We start from the raw sequence: 15,571 nt of genomic DNA on the forward strand, positions 1-15,571 counted from the left end.
AAGATGCAAAGTCACGCCTCTTATGGTGAAGAGGCGTAACCGTTTGTTTATGCGCTCAGTTTTTCACGGCGAATACGTCGGCGTTGATTCCAAGCAAGTAACAACAGTATCAGTGAAGCGGGAACAAAGACCCATTCTTTCATCGGTCTTGGTAACTCTTCGATCACAGATTCGATTTCCCAGTCAAAGTCGATACCAGCGGCTTCTGCCGGGCTACCAAATTCCACCATATCGACGATCATTCGTTGATCTTCTTGGCGCAACATTAAGCCGGTTGAAGCGATGCGATCGTCAGCGGTTTGAGCATTTTCATCAAACGGAAGACGAACCACTTTTTCCACATGATCGCCGTCGAGCGTTTCACCTGAAACCAGAAGTTCTAGCGATTCTCCCACATTTAATTGCTGGGTTATTTGCGCTATCTCAATTCCGGGAGATACAACTTTCGGTGGATAGACCATGTCCCACCAGAAACCAGGGCGGAAGAAAGTGAAAGTCAATACCAACAGTAATACGGTTTCCCACCATTTGTTTTTGGTGAACCACCAACCTTGTGTCGCGGCAGAGAAAATCAACATCGCGACAATCGCTGAGAATATCGTCAGTGCCAAATGCCACCACGTATCAATACCGATCAGCAGCAGCTGAGTATTGAAAACGAACATAAATGGTAGAATGGCTGTTCGAATATCGTAGGTAAAGCCTTGGATACCAGTGCGAATCGGGTCGGATTTGGCAATCGCGGCAGCGGCAAATGCCGCGAGGCCGACCGGCGGTGTATCATCGGCCAGAATACCGAAATAGAACACGAACAGGTGCACGGCAATCAATGGAATGATCAAACCGTGTTGAGCGCCGAGCGTCACAACTACTGGCGCCATCAAGGTCGAAACGACGATATAGTTCGCAGTGGTCGGCAAGCCCATTCCTAAAATCAGACTGATGACGGCGGTAAATAGCAGCATTAGGAAGATACTGCCGCCAGAGATGAACTCAACAAAGTCGGTCATCACCAGGCCAATACCCGTTAGGGTGACAACACCAACCACAGTACCCGCAGCTGCAGTCGCCACACCAATACCGATCATGTTGCGCGCGCCTGATACCAAGCTTTCTGCCAAGTCAACAAAACCGGCTTTGGCTTGCTGGGTGACATCATTTTGCTTGTTGATCAGCGCCATTAACGGACGTTGAGTGATCAAAATGAAGATCATAAACACCGTCGCCCAGAACGCAGAAAGACCCGGAGAGAAGCGCTCTACGGTCAAACACCATACTAAAACGACGATTGGCAGTAGGAAATGCAGGCCAGATTTTACCGTTGGACCTGGATCGGGCACTTCAGTTAATTGTTCATCAATTTCAGGTGCTTGATCGGCATATTTAGCCGACACTTTAAGTAGCGCAACATAAACCAGTAACAGTGCAACACCGACAATGGTCGTGGCAGCGCTGCCGAATACATCTTTAGTCCAGCCGACACCGTAATATACCAATGCACTTAATATGCCCAGCGCAACAATGGTACTGCTGAACGAGAAAATGCTTTGTAGCCAAGTTGGCGTATGGCGACGTGGTAGCCCTTGCATGCCCGCTTTACACGCTTCCAAGTGCACAATGTATAGCAGCGCTATATAAGAGATCAGTGCAGGAAGAATCGCGGCTTTGATGACTTCAACATACGAAATTCCGACATACTCGACCATCAAAAATGCGGCGGCGCCCATAATCGGCGGCGTAAGCTGACCATTGGTGGACGCAGCAACTTCAACTGCGCCTGCTTTAGTGCCAGGAAAACCGACTCGTTTCATCAACGGAATCGTAAAGGTACCAGTTGTCACCACGTTGGCGATCGACGAACCAGACACTAAACCAGATAAACCAGAGGCGACAACAGCGGCTTTTGCAGGTCCGCCACGCATATGTCCAAGCAGTGAGAAAGCGACTTTGATGAAATAAGCGCCCGCGCCTGCGCGTTCAAGCATGGCGCCAAACAGCACGAACAAGAACACAAATGAGGTCGAAACCCCAAGAGCAACACCAAATACCCCTTCGGTAGTCAACCATAGATGTGACATCGCTTTATTTAAGCTTGCGCCTTTGTGTGCAATGACGTCAGGCATGTAGGGACCAGCAAAGGTGTAGAGTAAAAAGACGGCAGCCACACACATCAGCGGCGGACCGAGTGCTCGGCGTGTCGCTTCAAGCAGTAGCACCATACCAATAACGGCGACAATAATATCGACTTGAGTTGGTGCGCCTGAGCGGCCGGCAAGCTCGGTATAAAAAAGATAAATATAAGCTGCAGAAAAACTGCCAGCGAGCGCCAGAATCCAGTCGATAAACGGAATTCGATCACGCGGTGAATTCTTCATTGCTGGGTAGGCAGTAAACGCTAAAAAGATAGCGAACATTAAGTGAATCGATCGGGCTTCGGTGTCATTAAGAATGCCGATGTCAAAAACAAAAGGCAGTGGAGAGGCATACCAAAGCTGGAATAAAGACCAGCATAACGGCACTAACCAGAGAATGCGTCCAGGTAAACCTGACGGATTACGTGCACCGGTATCGGCCTGAGCAACCATCTCTTGCACATCTTGAGACGAATGATTTGTCTGCGTCATGTACGTTATCCTTATTATAAATACTGATTATCGCTTAACAGCGAGCATCTTTGTTCTGGCTTTGTTTCAAGTCTAGTTAAAGACGACAACAATGCTGAACGGTTGTTTTTCGTCAATTGAGGTTGAGAAGAGTGGGGTTAGAAAAAGGAACGACTAACTTCAAGTGGAAAAGTCAGTTTTATTACTGAGCAAGGAGAAGGTGGCAGCCCTTCCCCTTGCATCTTCGCGAGTGCTTACATCAAGCCTGCTTCTTTGTAGTATTTCACTGCACCTGGGTGAAGTGGAATTGAGATGCCTGCTTTAACCATGTCTTCTTTGGTTAAGTTGGCAAAAGCAGGGTGCAGGCGTTTAAAGGTATCGAAGTTTTCAAATACCGCCTTAACAACGTTGTATACCGCTTCGTCAGAAACATCAGAAGTGGTCACTAGCGTAGCTGCAACACCGAAACTTTTCACATCTTTATCGGTACCACGGTACATGCCAGCAGGAACAGTTGAGTATGCGTAGTAAGGGTTATCCGCCACGATCTTGTCGATTTCAGGGCCAGTCACAGGAATCAGTTTTGCATCACATGATGTGGTTGCTTCTTTGATTGAACCATTTGGATGGCCGACAACGTAAACGAACGCGTCGATTTTGTTATCACACAGTGCTTGAGAACGTTCTGAACCTTTCAGTTCTGAAGTAAGTTTGAAGCTGTCAGTCGTCCAACCCATCGCGTCCATGACGACACCCATGGTCGCACGGTCACCCGAACCTGGGTTACCAATGTTAACGCGTTTACCCGCAAGGTCTTTCACGTTATCAATACCAGCGTCGGTACGCGCGATAATGTTGAAAGGTTCGGTGTGCAAAGAGAACACAGCGCGAAGCTTTTTAAATGGTCCTTGCTCTTCAAACTTACTGGTGCCGTTGTAACCATGATACTGCCAATCAGATTGAACGATACCAAAGTCAAGCTCACCCGCACGAATGGTGTTGACGTTGTAGATTGAACCGCCAGTCGATTCTACTGAACAACGAATATTGTGGTCTTTACGGCCTTTGTTGACCAGCTTACAAATTGCGCCACCAGTTGGGTAATAAACCCCAGTGACAGAACCTGTACCAATCGTAATGAACTCTTGTGCATTGGCAGCGCCGGCACCTATTACAGTTGCTGCAAGCGCGGCAACTTTCACAAGTTTTTTAAATGCCATGAATTTTCCTTCCTTATTCATTATTGACCCTTAGCAAGTGTAGATGCTAGGGCGTTTCCTATTTCGGAAACGGCATCTTTTTCAATCCATCTGTTGAAAAAGTTGCAGAATCATACCAAAAAACCATAGATAATGACGGGAATGTTGAGAAAACCAGCGATAATGACTAATTGATTAGCAATCAACTAAGCGTTTAGTTTGTTATAAAATGCTTTTTGATCAATCGTTTAGTTCACTTAGTGTTATGAAACAGGATTTTATCTGAGATGTGATCTAAATCACACGTTGGGCGTGTGATTTAGATGGAAATGGCGAGATTTTGCTAATTAACCAGTGTATTCAAAGAGTTCACACACAGAGTCAAACAGTTGTTCTGAACTATTATTGCGTGTTGGCGTAATAAAAATGGTGTCATCGCCAGCAACAACGCCCAAAATGCCTTCCGATTTGCCCAATGAATCTAACAAGCGAGCAATGAGTTGTGCTGCGCCAGGGCCGGTGTGAATCACTACCAACGCATTGTTATGGTCGATGTCTAACACCAACTCACGCAGCGAGCTCGAGACGGTTGGGACTCCAAGTTCTGCAGGGAGGCAGTACACCATTTCCATTTTAGCGTTACGCGTACGCACCGCACCGAACTTAGTAAGCATTCGAGATACTTTAGATTGGTTAATATTATCAAAGCCTTCAGCTTTTAAGGCATCAACAATATCGCCTTGAGAACCAAATCGTTCTTCCTTTAATAGAGATTTAAATGCGCGAACGAGGTTATCTTGTTTGTCTGAATTACGCATGGTTGTTCCAGTCGAATTCCATAAAAGTAAGTGAATATTTTCGCATAGCTATGCATTAACACCAAATGCTAACGCGAAATCTGTCTAAGACATCACTGTAAACCTTTGCAGAAATACCGAGTTAACTCTTTGTCAGTAAAGCTAAAGCATGATGATCTTATGTCATGGTTGTGCCACGCTATATCTGGGTTGCGCAAAGTCGCAAACATAGCGTTAATTGTTTGTAATCAGTATGTGATTACTATAATTTTAATCGTGCTGATATTAGACGCCCTACTAAAACATATAAGAGAGTCATCTCAAGGAGAACTACAATGAAAGTCGCTGTTATTGGTGCCGCTGGCGGCATCGGTCAAGCCCTCGCTCTTTTACTTAAAAATCGTCTTCCTGCCGGAACTGATCTTGCCCTGTATGACATTGCCCCAGTCACACCGGGTGTTGCTGCCGACCTAAGCCATATCCCAACACCTGTGTCGATCAAAGGTTACGCAGGTGAAGATCCGACCCCAGCTTTAGAAGGTGCGGATGTTGTTCTTATCTCTGCTGGAGTTGCGCGTAAGCCTGGTATGGATCGTGCGGATCTGTTTAATGTAAACGCTGGAATTGTTAAATCTCTAGCTGAAAAGATCGCCGTTGTTTGCCCAACAGCTTGTGTCGGTATCATCACTAACCCAGTGAATACGACAGTGCCAATCGCAGCTGAAGTTCTTAAAAAAGCGGGTGTTTACGATAAGCGCCGTCTATTTGGTGTTACTACGCTTGATGTTATCCGTTCAGAAACGTTTGTCGCTGAGCTGAAAGACAAAGATCCTAGCGATATCAAAGTACCTGTGATTGGTGGCCACTCAGGTGTGACCATTCTGCCGCTACTTTCTCAAGTAGAAGGAGTTGAATTTACAGCAGAAGAAGTTGAAGCTTTGACTAAACGCATTCAAAACGCAGGTACTGAAGTGGTGGAAGCGAAAGCGGGTGGTGGCTCTGCGACACTTTCTATGGGTCAAGCGGCTTGCCGCTTTGGCTTAGCATTGGTAAAAGCGCTACAAGGTGAAGAAAACGTGATTGAATGTGCTTACGTTGAAGGTGACGGTGAGCATGCGCCATTCTTCGCGCAACCAGTGAAGTTGGGTAAAGATGGTGCAGAAGCGATCTTGAGTTACGGCGAATTGAGTGCCTACGAACAAGCATCACTTGAAAGTATGCTAGATACGCTAAAAGGTGATATTCAAATCGGTATCGACTTTGTTTAAACTTCGATAGACGCGATCAAAAAAGCCGACATCAGTCGGCTTTTTTGATCGGCAAAGATCATTTTATTAAGTATTAAGCAAGAGACATATTAGCGTGTGCCGCGAGATTACTTGCTGCGATTCACCGCTAAGTGAGCCAAAGTGATCAGTGCTTGTTTGTATTCAGATTCAGGAATTACCGCGAGCTCTGCAATTGCTTTATCGGCTTCTTCAAGCGCTTTGTTGGTGGTGTACTCGAGCGAGCCTACTTGTTCCATCGCGGCAAGAATATCATCCAGTTTCTCCATTCCGTTTGAGAGCTCAATCGCTTCTCGAATCATGGCTCTTTGTTCTGGATTACCGTGTTGCATTGCGTGCAGCAGGGGCAGGGTAGGTTTGCCTTCCGCTAGGTCATCACCGACGTTCTTACCCATCTCTTCGCCATCAGAAGTGTAGTCCATGACATCATCGATGAGCTGGAATGCCGTGCCAAGATAGCGACCATAATTTTGTAGTGCTAGCTCTACGTGCTGCGGTGCATTTGTCAGCAGCGCACCAATCTGGGTTGCGGCTTCAAACAGACGTGCTGTTTTAGAGTAAATCACTTGCATGTAACTCTCCTCGGTGGTATCGGGATCGTTACAGTTCATCAATTGCTGCACTTCGCCTTCGGCGATAACGTTTACTGAGTCACTCATGAGTTTGAGGATCTTCATTGATCCTAGCTCAGTCATCATCTGAAATGAGCGTGTGTAAATAAAATCGCCGACCAAAACGCTGGCAGCATTGCCAAAGGCGGCGTTTGCGGTTGCTTTTCCGCGTCTCATATCTGATTCATCGACCACATCGTCATGCAATAACGTTGCAGTATGGATAAACTCTATGAATGCTGCTGCGAGTGTGTGCCCTTCACCTTGGTAGCCCAAAGATCGAGCAGATAAAATGGCCAAAAGAGGGCGCAGACGTTTACCACCACCACTGATGATATAGAAACCAAGTTGATTAATTAGAGAAACGTCAGAATTCAGTTGGGCATGAATTGTTTCATTCACTTTTGCCATGTCATCGGCAGTCAGCGATTGGATAGCTTTAAAATCCATCATATATCCGGCTGAGGTTAGTACCTATAAGGTATTTTTATCGACTTTATTCGTTGAATAATACACTAAAAACCGTTGATAAATACATGCTTAAAGGGCATGATTGGCGCACTTTTGTTTGGCGAGTGCATTTTCGCCAATTATTTTAAAATATGGCTTGTCATGGTCAGATCCTTTCTGTAGAATCTGCGCCCTATTGATGATTAGTTTAGCGCACACCCGAAATGTAAAATCATAAGGCTGTGCGGAAAAAGCGGAGTAAAATATGTACGCTGTTTTCCAATCTGGTGGTAAACAACACCGTGTAAGCGAAGGTCAAACTCTTCGTTTAGAGAAATTAGACGTTGAAACTGGTGCAACAGTTGAATTTGATAAAGTTCTACTTGTTGCTAACGGTGAAGAAATCACTGTTGGCGCACCTCTTGTAGCTGGCGGTAAAGTAACTGCTGAAGTTGTACAACACGGTCGTGGCGATAAAGTTAAAATCGTTAAGTTCCGTCGTCGTAAGCACTCTCGTAAGCAGCAAGGTCACCGTCAGTGGTTCACTGAAGTGAAAATCACTGGCATCAACGCTTAAGAACTTGTAGGAGAGTTTAACAATGGCACACAAAAAAGCTGGCGGTTCTACTCGTAACGGCCGCGATTCAGAAAGCAAACGCCTTGGTGTAAAACGTTTTGGTGGTGAGTCTGTTCTTGCAGGTAACATCATCGTTCGTCAACGTGGTACTAAATTCCACGCTGGCAACAACGTTGGCATCGGTAAAGACCACACTCTTTTCGCTCTTACTGAAGGTAAAGTGAAATTTGAAGTTAAAGGTCCTAAAAACCGTAAATTTGTAAGCATCGAAGCTGAATAATTTAGGTTTTAAGCTGAATTCAAAAGCCCTGCCAATTCGGCAGGGTTTTTTATTGGTCAAGATGAATCAATAACCCACCTTTTTAGTGGTGAGAAAGGTGAGTTATGGGTTCCTTGTGATAGCGACCTCAAGATCTAAGGTGATCGATCTAACGCTTAGGTCTGCTAGAATTTATATCATTGCAATCGCAGTGATATCGCAACGCAATATGCGGAGTATGAAATGAAATTCGTTGATGAAGCGGTAATCAAAGTTCAAGCCGGTGATGGCGGTAACGGCATCGTGAGCTTCTGGCGTGAAAAATTTGTTACCAAAGGCGGCCCTGATGGCGGCGATGGTGGCGACGGCGGTGATGTTTATATCCAAGCCGATGAAAACTTGAATACGTTGATCGACTATCGATTCCAGCGCTTCTATGAAGCCGAGCGCGGTGAAAACGGTCGCGGTGGTAACTGTACTGGTAAACGCGGTAAAGATATTGTGATGCGTGTTCCAGTCGGTACTCGCGCAGTAGATATTCACACCAACGAAGTGGTTGGTGAAGTTGCCGAACACGGCAAAAAAGTGATGGTCGCGAAAGGCGGTTGGCATGGTTTGGGTAACACCCGTTTTAAATCATCGGTTAACCGCGCACCACGTCAAAAAACGCTGGGCACCAAAGGTGAAGTTCGTGAGTTGCGTTTAGAGCTACTGCTGCTGGCTGATGTCGGTATGCTGGGCTTACCAAACGCAGGTAAATCGACCTTCATTCGCGCAGTGTCGGCAGCGAAGCCGAAAGTGGCGGATTATCCGTTTACTACCTTGATCCCAAGCTTGGGGGTAGTGAGTGTGGTTCCGGAGAAAAGCTTTGTTGTCGCTGACATTCCTGGGCTGATTGAAGGCGCAGCAGATGGTGCTGGTCTTGGTATTCGCTTCCTTAAACACCTTGAGCGTTGTCGTGTGCTGCTGCACATGATCGACATCATGCCGATTGATCAATCGGATCCAGTGCAAAATGCGTTAACGATTTTGGATGAACTGGAACAATACAGTGAAAAATTGGCCAATAAGCCTCGCTGGTTAGTGTTCAACAAAGTCGATCTGATGCAGGAAGAAGAAGCGGACGAAGTGATCCAAAACGTACTTGATGCACTTGGCTGGGAAGATCAATACTTCAAGATCTCAGCGATCAACAAGTCTGGTACCAAAGAGCTATGCTTTAAACTGGCTGAATTTATGGAATCACTGCCGCGTGAAAGCGAAGAGCTTAGTGAAGAAGAGAAAGTCGAGTTTATGTGGGATGATTACCATAAAGACGCGATGGCCGGTAAAGATGTTATCACTGAAGACGATGACGATTGGGATGATTGGGACGACGAAGAAGATGACGGCCACGTTATCTACGTCCGTGATTAATTCTTATTAGTTAATGAGAGCCGCTAATTATTGCGGCTCTTTTTGTATCTAAATCAATTCATTTTTGTTGATACTTAGTCACAATAGCGAAAAATAGTCACTGTCTAAAAGGAGTTAGGAAGTAGAAATGTTATCAAAGCAACGAGCTGTTTCTCGGCTTATCGCTCAAGCCGGACAAATGCTGTTAGCCCACGGTGCGGAGAGTACTCTGGTCGGCGATATTATGCGTCGAATGGGGATCGCAAGCGGTATGGATGAGGTTGAAGTGGCATTAACTGCCAGCTCATTGGTGGTGACTACGGTTTATCAAGAGCACTGTATTACCACCGCGAGACGCTGTCCTGATCGCGGCATTAACATGCGCGTTGTTACCCAAGTTCAGCGTATTTGCATCATGATGGAAAAACGCATCATTGATTATACATTGGCACAAAGCCGCTTGAATCACATCAGCCCAGAGCGTTATAACCGTTGGATTGTGGTGTTGATGATTGGTTTGTCCTGTGCGGCATTTAGCCGCTTGGCTGGCGGCGACTGGACGGTTTTTGCCATGACGTTTTGCGCCTCCGCATGTGGCATGATCGTGCGCCAGGAAATTGGACACCGTCATTTTAATCCACTGCTCAACTTTGCCGCGACGGCATTTGTGACAACGGTTATCGCGGCGCAATCTGTGTTGCATGATTTGGGTAATCAACCTTCTTTAGTGATGGCTTCCTCAGTATTAATGTTGGTACCTGGATTTCCGCTAATTAACTCGGTAGCCGATATGCTTAAAGGCTATGTGGATATGGGTATCGCTCGTTTTGTGATGGCCAGTTTACTTACACTCGCAACGTGTTTAGGCATTATTGCGGCAATGAGTGTGGTTGGCGTTTGGGGGTGGGCATAATGGCAATGATCGATCTTCTGTTAGGTTTACTTAATGACATGTTCTTCGCTTCGATTCCGGCTGTCGGCTTCGCTTTGGTGTTTAATGTCCCTGCGCCGGCACTAAAATATTGTGCTTTAGGCGGAGCGATTGGTCACGGGTCTCGTTACTTAATGATGCATTTTGGTGTACCGATTGAGTGGGCGACATTTTTTGCTGCCACGATCGTCGGTATGGTCGGAGTATATTGGTCGCGCAAATTTATGGCTCATCCCAAGGTGTTTACTGTCGCCGCTTTAATTCCTATGGTTCCTGGGGTGTTTGCTTATAAAGCGATGATCGCCATGGTCGAGATAAACCACTTAGGTTACAACGCATTGCTGATTCAAACTTTAATGGAAAACTTTCTAAAAGCGATGTTTATTATTGCTGGTCTTGCGGTTGGTCTTGCGGTTCCTGGGCTGCTATTCTATCGCCGCCGACCGATTGTTTAAGGTTGGTAACACCACGATATAGCTCAACGTAGGAACAATAATGATCATTAGCATGATTGCCGCGATGGCAGACAATCGAATTATCGGTAAAGATAACCAGATGCCTTGGCATCTTCCCGCAGATTTTGCTTGGTTTAAACGCTCGACGATGGGTAAACCTGTCATTATGGGGCGTAAAACTTACGACTCGATTGGTCGTCCACTTCCGGGACGTTTGAACATAGTGATCAGTCGTGACCCTGATTTACACCTTGAAGGTGTTACAACGGTAACATCCGTTGAACAGGCGATGGTGGTGGCGAAGGACGCTGAGGAAGTCATGATCATTGGCGGTGGTTCTATTTACCAAAGCTGTCTACCGATGGCTAAACGCTTATATCTCACTTTTATTGATGCCAAGCTTGACGGCGATACTCAGTTTCCAGATTGGGGGACAGACTTTGTCGAGGTATCTCGTGAGCATTTTAATGCTGATGATAAAAATGCCTATGACATGGATTTTTGTGTGCTTGAAAGAGTGTAACCCTCTCTATTCGCGGTTTACGAAAAGGCCAGTCATGTGACTGGCCTTTTGCTTATTTCTCTTTTAGCGCGGGTTGGGTAACTAAGTGTTGAGTCTCCCAGTGCAGCAGAGTCAAGCTTCCTCCCCAAACACAACCAGTATCAAGACCAATCACTTGTTCTCCATGGTAGCCTTCGAGCGCCGCCCAATGACCAAATAGCACGACTTTTTCCAACTCAATGCGTGATGGAACGCGAAACCAAGGCATGAGATTATCATCGTTGACTTGAGATGGCGGCAGTTTGCAGCTCATATCCAAACGACCTTGTGCATCGCAAAAACGCATGCGGGTGAACGCATTAATGATGTAGCGATAACGCTCCAAACCAGTGAGTTCGGGCGTCCATAAATCCGGTTTATCCGCGTACATTTGGTGAATTAACCAACGCCAATCATCACTTTGTAAAATGGCTTCAACTTCACGCGCCGCAGCGCGAGCAGTGATTAAATCCCATTGTGGTGAGATGCCAGCGTGACACATGACAAATTCTTCATGTTCGGCCAAAAGGGGTTGGTGGCGCAGCCAAGTGAGGAGTTCTTGACTATCGGGGGCGGTAAGAATATTGGCGGTTTTGTCCTTGGGTTTGACGGCATGAATACCTTGCGAGACCGCAAGTAAATGCAGATCGTGATTGCCCAAAATGACTTTAGCGCTGCTATCGAGAGCTTTAACAAACCTAAGTGTTTCTAGCGATTTTGGCCCTCGAGCAACCAAATCGCCTGCGAGCCACAGGGTATCTTGTGATGGAGAGAAATCGACGGAACGCAGCAGGCTTTGTAATTCGTCGAAACAACCTTGAATATCACCGACAATGTAGTTTGCCACACAACCTCCGCATAGCGCTTAAAGCATCAAAAAAGTAAAAACATCAATTTAGCACGTTGGGAACCGCTAAGCGAAATGGCTCGATTTCAGTCTCAAATTGCTGACCATTTTCATCCACCAAAATGTACTGGCCTTGCATCACCCCGACTGGGGTTTCGAGTGCTGTACCACTGTTGTATGTGTATTCGTCTCGAGCAGGAATAAAAGGTTGCTGGCCGACAACGCCTTCACCTTCCACCGTCATTTGCTTACCGTTGGCATCGGTAATCAGCCAGCGACGGCTACGCAGTTGAACGGTTTGAGAGCTAAGATTTTTGATGGTAATAATGTAGGCGAATACATAGCGCTTGAGCTCAGGATTTGATTGCTCAGCGATGTACTTGGTGTGGACTTGAACTTTAATACAAGGGGTAGAAGCATCCATAGGTAAACTCCTTAAACAAAGCGCAATGCGATAAATAAGGCCATCGAATTCGATGGCCTTATTGGCAATTATGCGTGGTTGGCATCCAAGTAATTCGCCATGGCGACAAATTGCTCCAACGTCAGGTTCTCTGGACGCACGCCTGGGTTTACTCCCAGTTGTTCAAATGCGGCATCATCGAGCAGGCCTTTGTAGCAATTGCGCACGGTTTTGCGGCGTTGGTTAAAGCCTTCACGACACACACGATCCAGCCATTTTAAATTGGTAGCTGGATGCGGTAACTCTTCATAAGGCACAAGTCTCACCACCGCTGAGTCGACTTTTGGTGGCGGAACGAATGCCGTTGGTGGTACTTCCAATACCGGTACGACTTTACAGTAATACTGCGCCATTACCGTTAGACGGCCATAGGCTTTACTGCCAGGACCTGCCGACAAACGATTGACGACTTCTTTTTGCAACATGAAATGCATGTCGCTGATCTCTTTATGAAATTCAAAGAGATGGAACATAAGAGGCGTTGAAATGTTATATGGTAAGTTACCAAAAATACGCAATTTGTTATTTGGCTTCACCAGTTGAGTGAAGTCAAAACGCATTGCATCGCCTTCATGAATCGTCAGTTTTTCTGCCAAATCAGGGTGGTTACGTAAACGTTCAGCCAGATCTCGGTCTAGTTCAATAACCGTAAATTTATCAACTAATTTGCCAACAGGCTCGGTAATTGCCCCCAAACCTGGACCGATTTCAATTAAGTTTTGACCCGGCCTTGGATTAATGGCTGAAACAATGCCATCGATAATATATGGATCATTAAGGAAGTTTTGACCAAAACGTTTACGCGCTTTGTGCCCTAAGTGGACATCATTTTTCATAGTGTTCTCAAATTATTTCGCTTTTCTCGACCAGCTCAACGGCGTGATCTAAGGCTGTTTTGAAGCTCCCTGTATCCGCGGTGCCTTTCCCTGCAAGATCAAGCGCGGTACCGTGGTCAACCGATGTTCTTATAAAGGGTAGACCAAGAGTGATGTTTACTGAACGTCCAAACCCTTTGTATTTCAATACGGGCAGAACTTGATCATGATACATACCCAGCACAGCGTCGGCTTCTTTAAGGTATTTTTCAGAAAAGATCGTATCAGCCGGAAGAGGGCCAATCAGATCAATTCCATCGCGATGGCGGATTCTATCTAAAGTTGGCGTAATTGTCTCAATTTCTTCACGACCAAGTACGCCATCTTCACCGGCATGCGGATTTAAGCCGCACACATATATTTTGGGTTTAGCGATGGCGAATTTGGTGGTGAGGTCATGATTTAAAATCGCAATGATCTGCTCAAGACGTTGCTCGGTCAGCGCTTGCGGCACTTGGGAAAGTGGCAGGTGAGTGGTGACTAACGCCACTCTTAACCCTTCGGTAGCCAACATCATAACCACGAGTGGTGTATTGGATTGCTCGGCAAAAAATTCGGTATGGCCACTAAAAGCCACGCCGGCGCGGTTAATGACCCCTTTGTGTACAGGTCCAGTTACCACGGCAGAGAACTCTTTGCTCATACAGCCTTTGGCTGCTCGCTCAAGAGTTTGCAATACATAGTGGCCATTGGCCTCATCGAGCTTGCCCGTCGTACAGTTGGTTGCCAAAGCAATATGTTCAACCACCAATGAGCCCGCTTGCTGCGGTGTTGGTGCTTGGTTGGCTTGGTATTCAAGTAACTTAACTTGAATACCAAGTTCGGCTGCGCGCTGAGAGAGTAGCGTTTTATCGGCGCACACCACTAATTGATGTGGCCAATTTTCCTGAGACAAAGCTAAAACCAGATCTGGACCAATGCCCGCAGGTTCACCAGCAGTAATGACAATTCGCTTAACCGTCATTCTCGTCTTCCTTGACCATTTCTACGTAGGCACTGGCGCGCAGTTCTTGAATCCAAGCACTGGCTTCTTCGTTGAACTTACGGCTAAACAAAATACGATAAGCTTTGTTTTTCAGTGCTGAATCGGTGCGGTCGACTTCACGGCGATCAAGAACTTCAACAATGTGCCAACCATGAACGGTCTTAAATGGTTCACTGATTTGACCAACTGGCAATGTTTCGACTTGATGTTTAAATTCAGGAACATAGAGATCTGGCGTTTGGTAACCTAATTCTCCGTCTTGCGCGGCAGAACCGGGATCTTGGCTGTATTGATGAGCGAGCTCGCCAAATGTCGCTTTACCTGATTTGATCTGCTCAATAAAGTCATTGAGTTCTTTTTTCGCCCCTTCATCGCTAAGAATCACGGTTGGCTTGATCAAAATATGACGAGCGTTTACTTCAGTGACTGCCACGGTTTCTAGGCCTTTGACGTCTTCGATTTTCAGAATATGAAAACCGACGCCACTGCGAAATGGGCCAATAATGGTGCCTTTATTTTGCATCTTGATTTGGTCGGCAAAAATCGTTGGCATTTCTTCTTTGCGCATCCAACCCCAATCACCACCTTGCATCGCTTTCGGGCCTTTCGAGTAGGTGTAAGCCAGTTGGTTAAAGTCCGCACCTTTATTTAACTGGGCAACGAGGTCTTTGGCTTTGGCTTCAACAGCGGCTTTGTCATCGCCATCATCAACACGCAGTTGAATGTGGCCGATTTTGTATTGCACTGTGGCATTGGTTTCTTGAGCAAGCAGAGTCGCAAGGTTGTCAACTTCGGCTGGAAGAATGTTAATACGGCGACGAACCAGTGCATTACGAGCTTCTGAAGCGGCCATTTCATCACGCACTTGCTCGCGGAAGTCTTGGTAATTGAGGCCTTCTGCAGCAATAGAAGCCTTCAACTGATCAAGGCTTTGATGGTTCTTTTGCGCGATGTCAGCGATTGCTTGATTGAGTTGGCTATCGTCAATTCGCACCCCAATCCGCTTTGCTTCTTGTTGTTGAATGGTATCGGTGATCAATTTTTCCGTTACTTGCTCACGTAATACATCGTCGCCCGGTAAGCTTTGACCACTACTTTTAGCATTGGCTTTAACAGTTTTTAGCGCGGTATCGATGTCACTTTGCAGGATGACCCCTTTGTTGACGATAACCGCGACACGATCTAATTCACGGGGCGCCGCTTGCACAGCTAGGCTACATAGCGCGACCAGTGTAATTAGGGTTTGTTTCCACAACTTCATGTATTGTCCTACTGTTGTTTGGCCTGCTTAGAGCAG

General features: G+C 46.3%; 16 protein-coding genes. 7 read left to right on the plus strand and 9 right to left on the minus strand.

All coding sequences use genetic code 11. The features are described from left to right. Positions 1 to 47 precede the first annotated feature (47 nt). The 3 genes from BLS03_RS12640 to argR all read right to left on the minus strand — a co-directional run bounded on the left by BLS03_RS12640 (position 48) and on the right by argR (position 4,620). On the minus strand, positions 48 to 2,624 hold the full coding sequence (locus BLS03_RS12640; protein ID WP_093274421.1) for a TRAP transporter permease: 2,577 nt from the start codon (positions 2,622 to 2,624) through the stop codon (positions 48 to 50). Between the two features lie 233 nt (positions 2,625 to 2,857). Continuing rightward, entirely contained in the window at positions 2,858 to 3,823 is a 966-nt protein-coding gene (locus BLS03_RS12645; RefSeq protein ID WP_093274424.1) for a TAXI family TRAP transporter solute-binding subunit, read from the minus strand. Between the two features lie 326 nt (positions 3,824 to 4,149). Further along, positions 4,150 to 4,620, minus strand: coding sequence for a transcriptional regulator ArgR (gene argR / locus BLS03_RS12650; protein ID WP_093274426.1), 471 nt, complete (start codon positions 4,618 to 4,620; stop codon positions 4,150 to 4,152). A 314-nt stretch (positions 4,621 to 4,934) separates the two neighbouring features. Here argR and mdh point away from each other — a divergent pair, with 314 nt between their 5' ends. Beyond that, a complete protein-coding gene (mdh, locus tag BLS03_RS12655) occupies positions 4,935 to 5,867 on the plus strand; it encodes a malate dehydrogenase (protein ID WP_093274430.1) in 933 nt (310 codons plus the stop codon). 107 nt (positions 5,868 to 5,974) lie between these two features. Here mdh and ispB read toward each other — a convergent pair whose 3' ends face one another. Continuing rightward, positions 5,975 to 6,946, minus strand: a complete 972-nt coding sequence (gene ispB / locus BLS03_RS12660) for an octaprenyl diphosphate synthase (RefSeq protein WP_093274432.1) — start codon at positions 6,944 to 6,946, stop codon at positions 5,975 to 5,977. A 265-nt stretch (positions 6,947 to 7,211) separates the two neighbouring features. Between ispB and rplU the strand changes: the two genes are divergently transcribed. The 6 genes from rplU (at position 7,212) to folA (ending at position 11,086) form a co-directional block, all read left to right on the plus strand. Next, positions 7,212 to 7,523, plus strand: coding sequence for a 50S ribosomal protein L21 (gene rplU / locus BLS03_RS12665; RefSeq protein ID WP_093274434.1), 312 nt, complete (start codon positions 7,212 to 7,214; stop codon positions 7,521 to 7,523). Positions 7,524 to 7,545: 22 nt separating this feature from the next. Next, positions 7,546 to 7,803 (plus strand): 50S ribosomal protein L27, encoded by a 258-nt coding sequence (rpmA, locus tag BLS03_RS12670; RefSeq protein WP_005383095.1) that lies wholly within the window; start codon positions 7,546 to 7,548, stop codon positions 7,801 to 7,803. A 222-nt stretch (positions 7,804 to 8,025) separates the two neighbouring features. Beyond that, the gene (gene cgtA, locus BLS03_RS12675) at positions 8,026 to 9,198 is read left to right on the plus strand and encodes an Obg family GTPase CgtA (protein ID WP_093274436.1); all 1,173 of its coding nucleotides are present in this window, start codon (positions 8,026 to 8,028) and stop codon (positions 9,196 to 9,198) included. A gap of 127 nt (positions 9,199 to 9,325) precedes the next feature. After that, positions 9,326 to 10,090 (plus strand): threonine/serine exporter family protein, encoded by a 765-nt coding sequence (locus BLS03_RS12680; protein WP_093274439.1) that lies wholly within the window; start codon positions 9,326 to 9,328, stop codon positions 10,088 to 10,090. Beyond that, complete coding sequence (locus tag BLS03_RS12685) at positions 10,090 to 10,563, plus strand: threonine/serine exporter family protein (RefSeq protein ID WP_093274443.1); 474 nt, start codon at positions 10,090 to 10,092, stop codon at positions 10,561 to 10,563. Before BLS03_RS12680 ends, BLS03_RS12685 begins: the two co-directional genes overlap by 1 nt. 40 nt (positions 10,564 to 10,603) lie before the next feature. Further along, positions 10,604 to 11,086 carry a type 3 dihydrofolate reductase gene (gene folA / locus BLS03_RS12690; protein WP_093274446.1) on the plus strand — a complete coding sequence of 161 codons (483 nt, stop codon included), beginning with the start codon at positions 10,604 to 10,606 and terminating at the stop codon, positions 11,084 to 11,086. Positions 11,087 to 11,138: 52 nt separating this feature from the next. On the opposite strand, the gene BLS03_RS12695 is transcribed toward folA, so the two are convergent. The 5 genes from BLS03_RS12695 to surA form a co-directional block, all read right to left on the minus strand. Next, positions 11,139 to 11,951, minus strand: coding sequence for a symmetrical bis(5'-nucleosyl)-tetraphosphatase (locus BLS03_RS12695; protein WP_093274448.1), 813 nt, complete (start codon positions 11,949 to 11,951; stop codon positions 11,139 to 11,141). Between the two features lie 43 nt (positions 11,952 to 11,994). Further along, entirely contained in the window at positions 11,995 to 12,375 is a 381-nt protein-coding gene (apaG, locus tag BLS03_RS12700) for a Co2+/Mg2+ efflux protein ApaG (RefSeq protein WP_093274451.1), read from the minus strand. A gap of 68 nt (positions 12,376 to 12,443) precedes the next feature. Beyond that, a complete protein-coding gene (gene rsmA / locus BLS03_RS12705) occupies positions 12,444 to 13,250 on the minus strand; it encodes a 16S rRNA (adenine(1518)-N(6)/adenine(1519)-N(6))-dimethyltransferase RsmA (protein ID WP_093274454.1) in 807 nt (268 codons plus the stop codon). Between the two features lie 7 nt (positions 13,251 to 13,257). Then, positions 13,258 to 14,253 (minus strand): 4-hydroxythreonine-4-phosphate dehydrogenase PdxA, encoded by a 996-nt coding sequence (gene pdxA / locus BLS03_RS12710; protein WP_093274458.1) that lies wholly within the window; start codon positions 14,251 to 14,253, stop codon positions 13,258 to 13,260. Next, positions 14,243 to 15,535: a peptidylprolyl isomerase SurA gene (gene surA / locus BLS03_RS12715; protein ID WP_093274461.1), complete on the minus strand. Its 1,293-nt coding sequence runs from the start codon at positions 15,533 to 15,535 to the stop codon at positions 14,243 to 14,245. The genes pdxA and surA overlap by 11 nt, the downstream gene beginning before the upstream one ends. Between the last annotated feature and the right edge of the window lie 36 nt (positions 15,536 to 15,571).

It is taken from the genome of Vibrio xiamenensis (assembly GCF_900100015.1).
GTDB lineage: Bacteria > Pseudomonadota > Gammaproteobacteria > Enterobacterales > Vibrionaceae > Vibrio > Vibrio xiamenensis.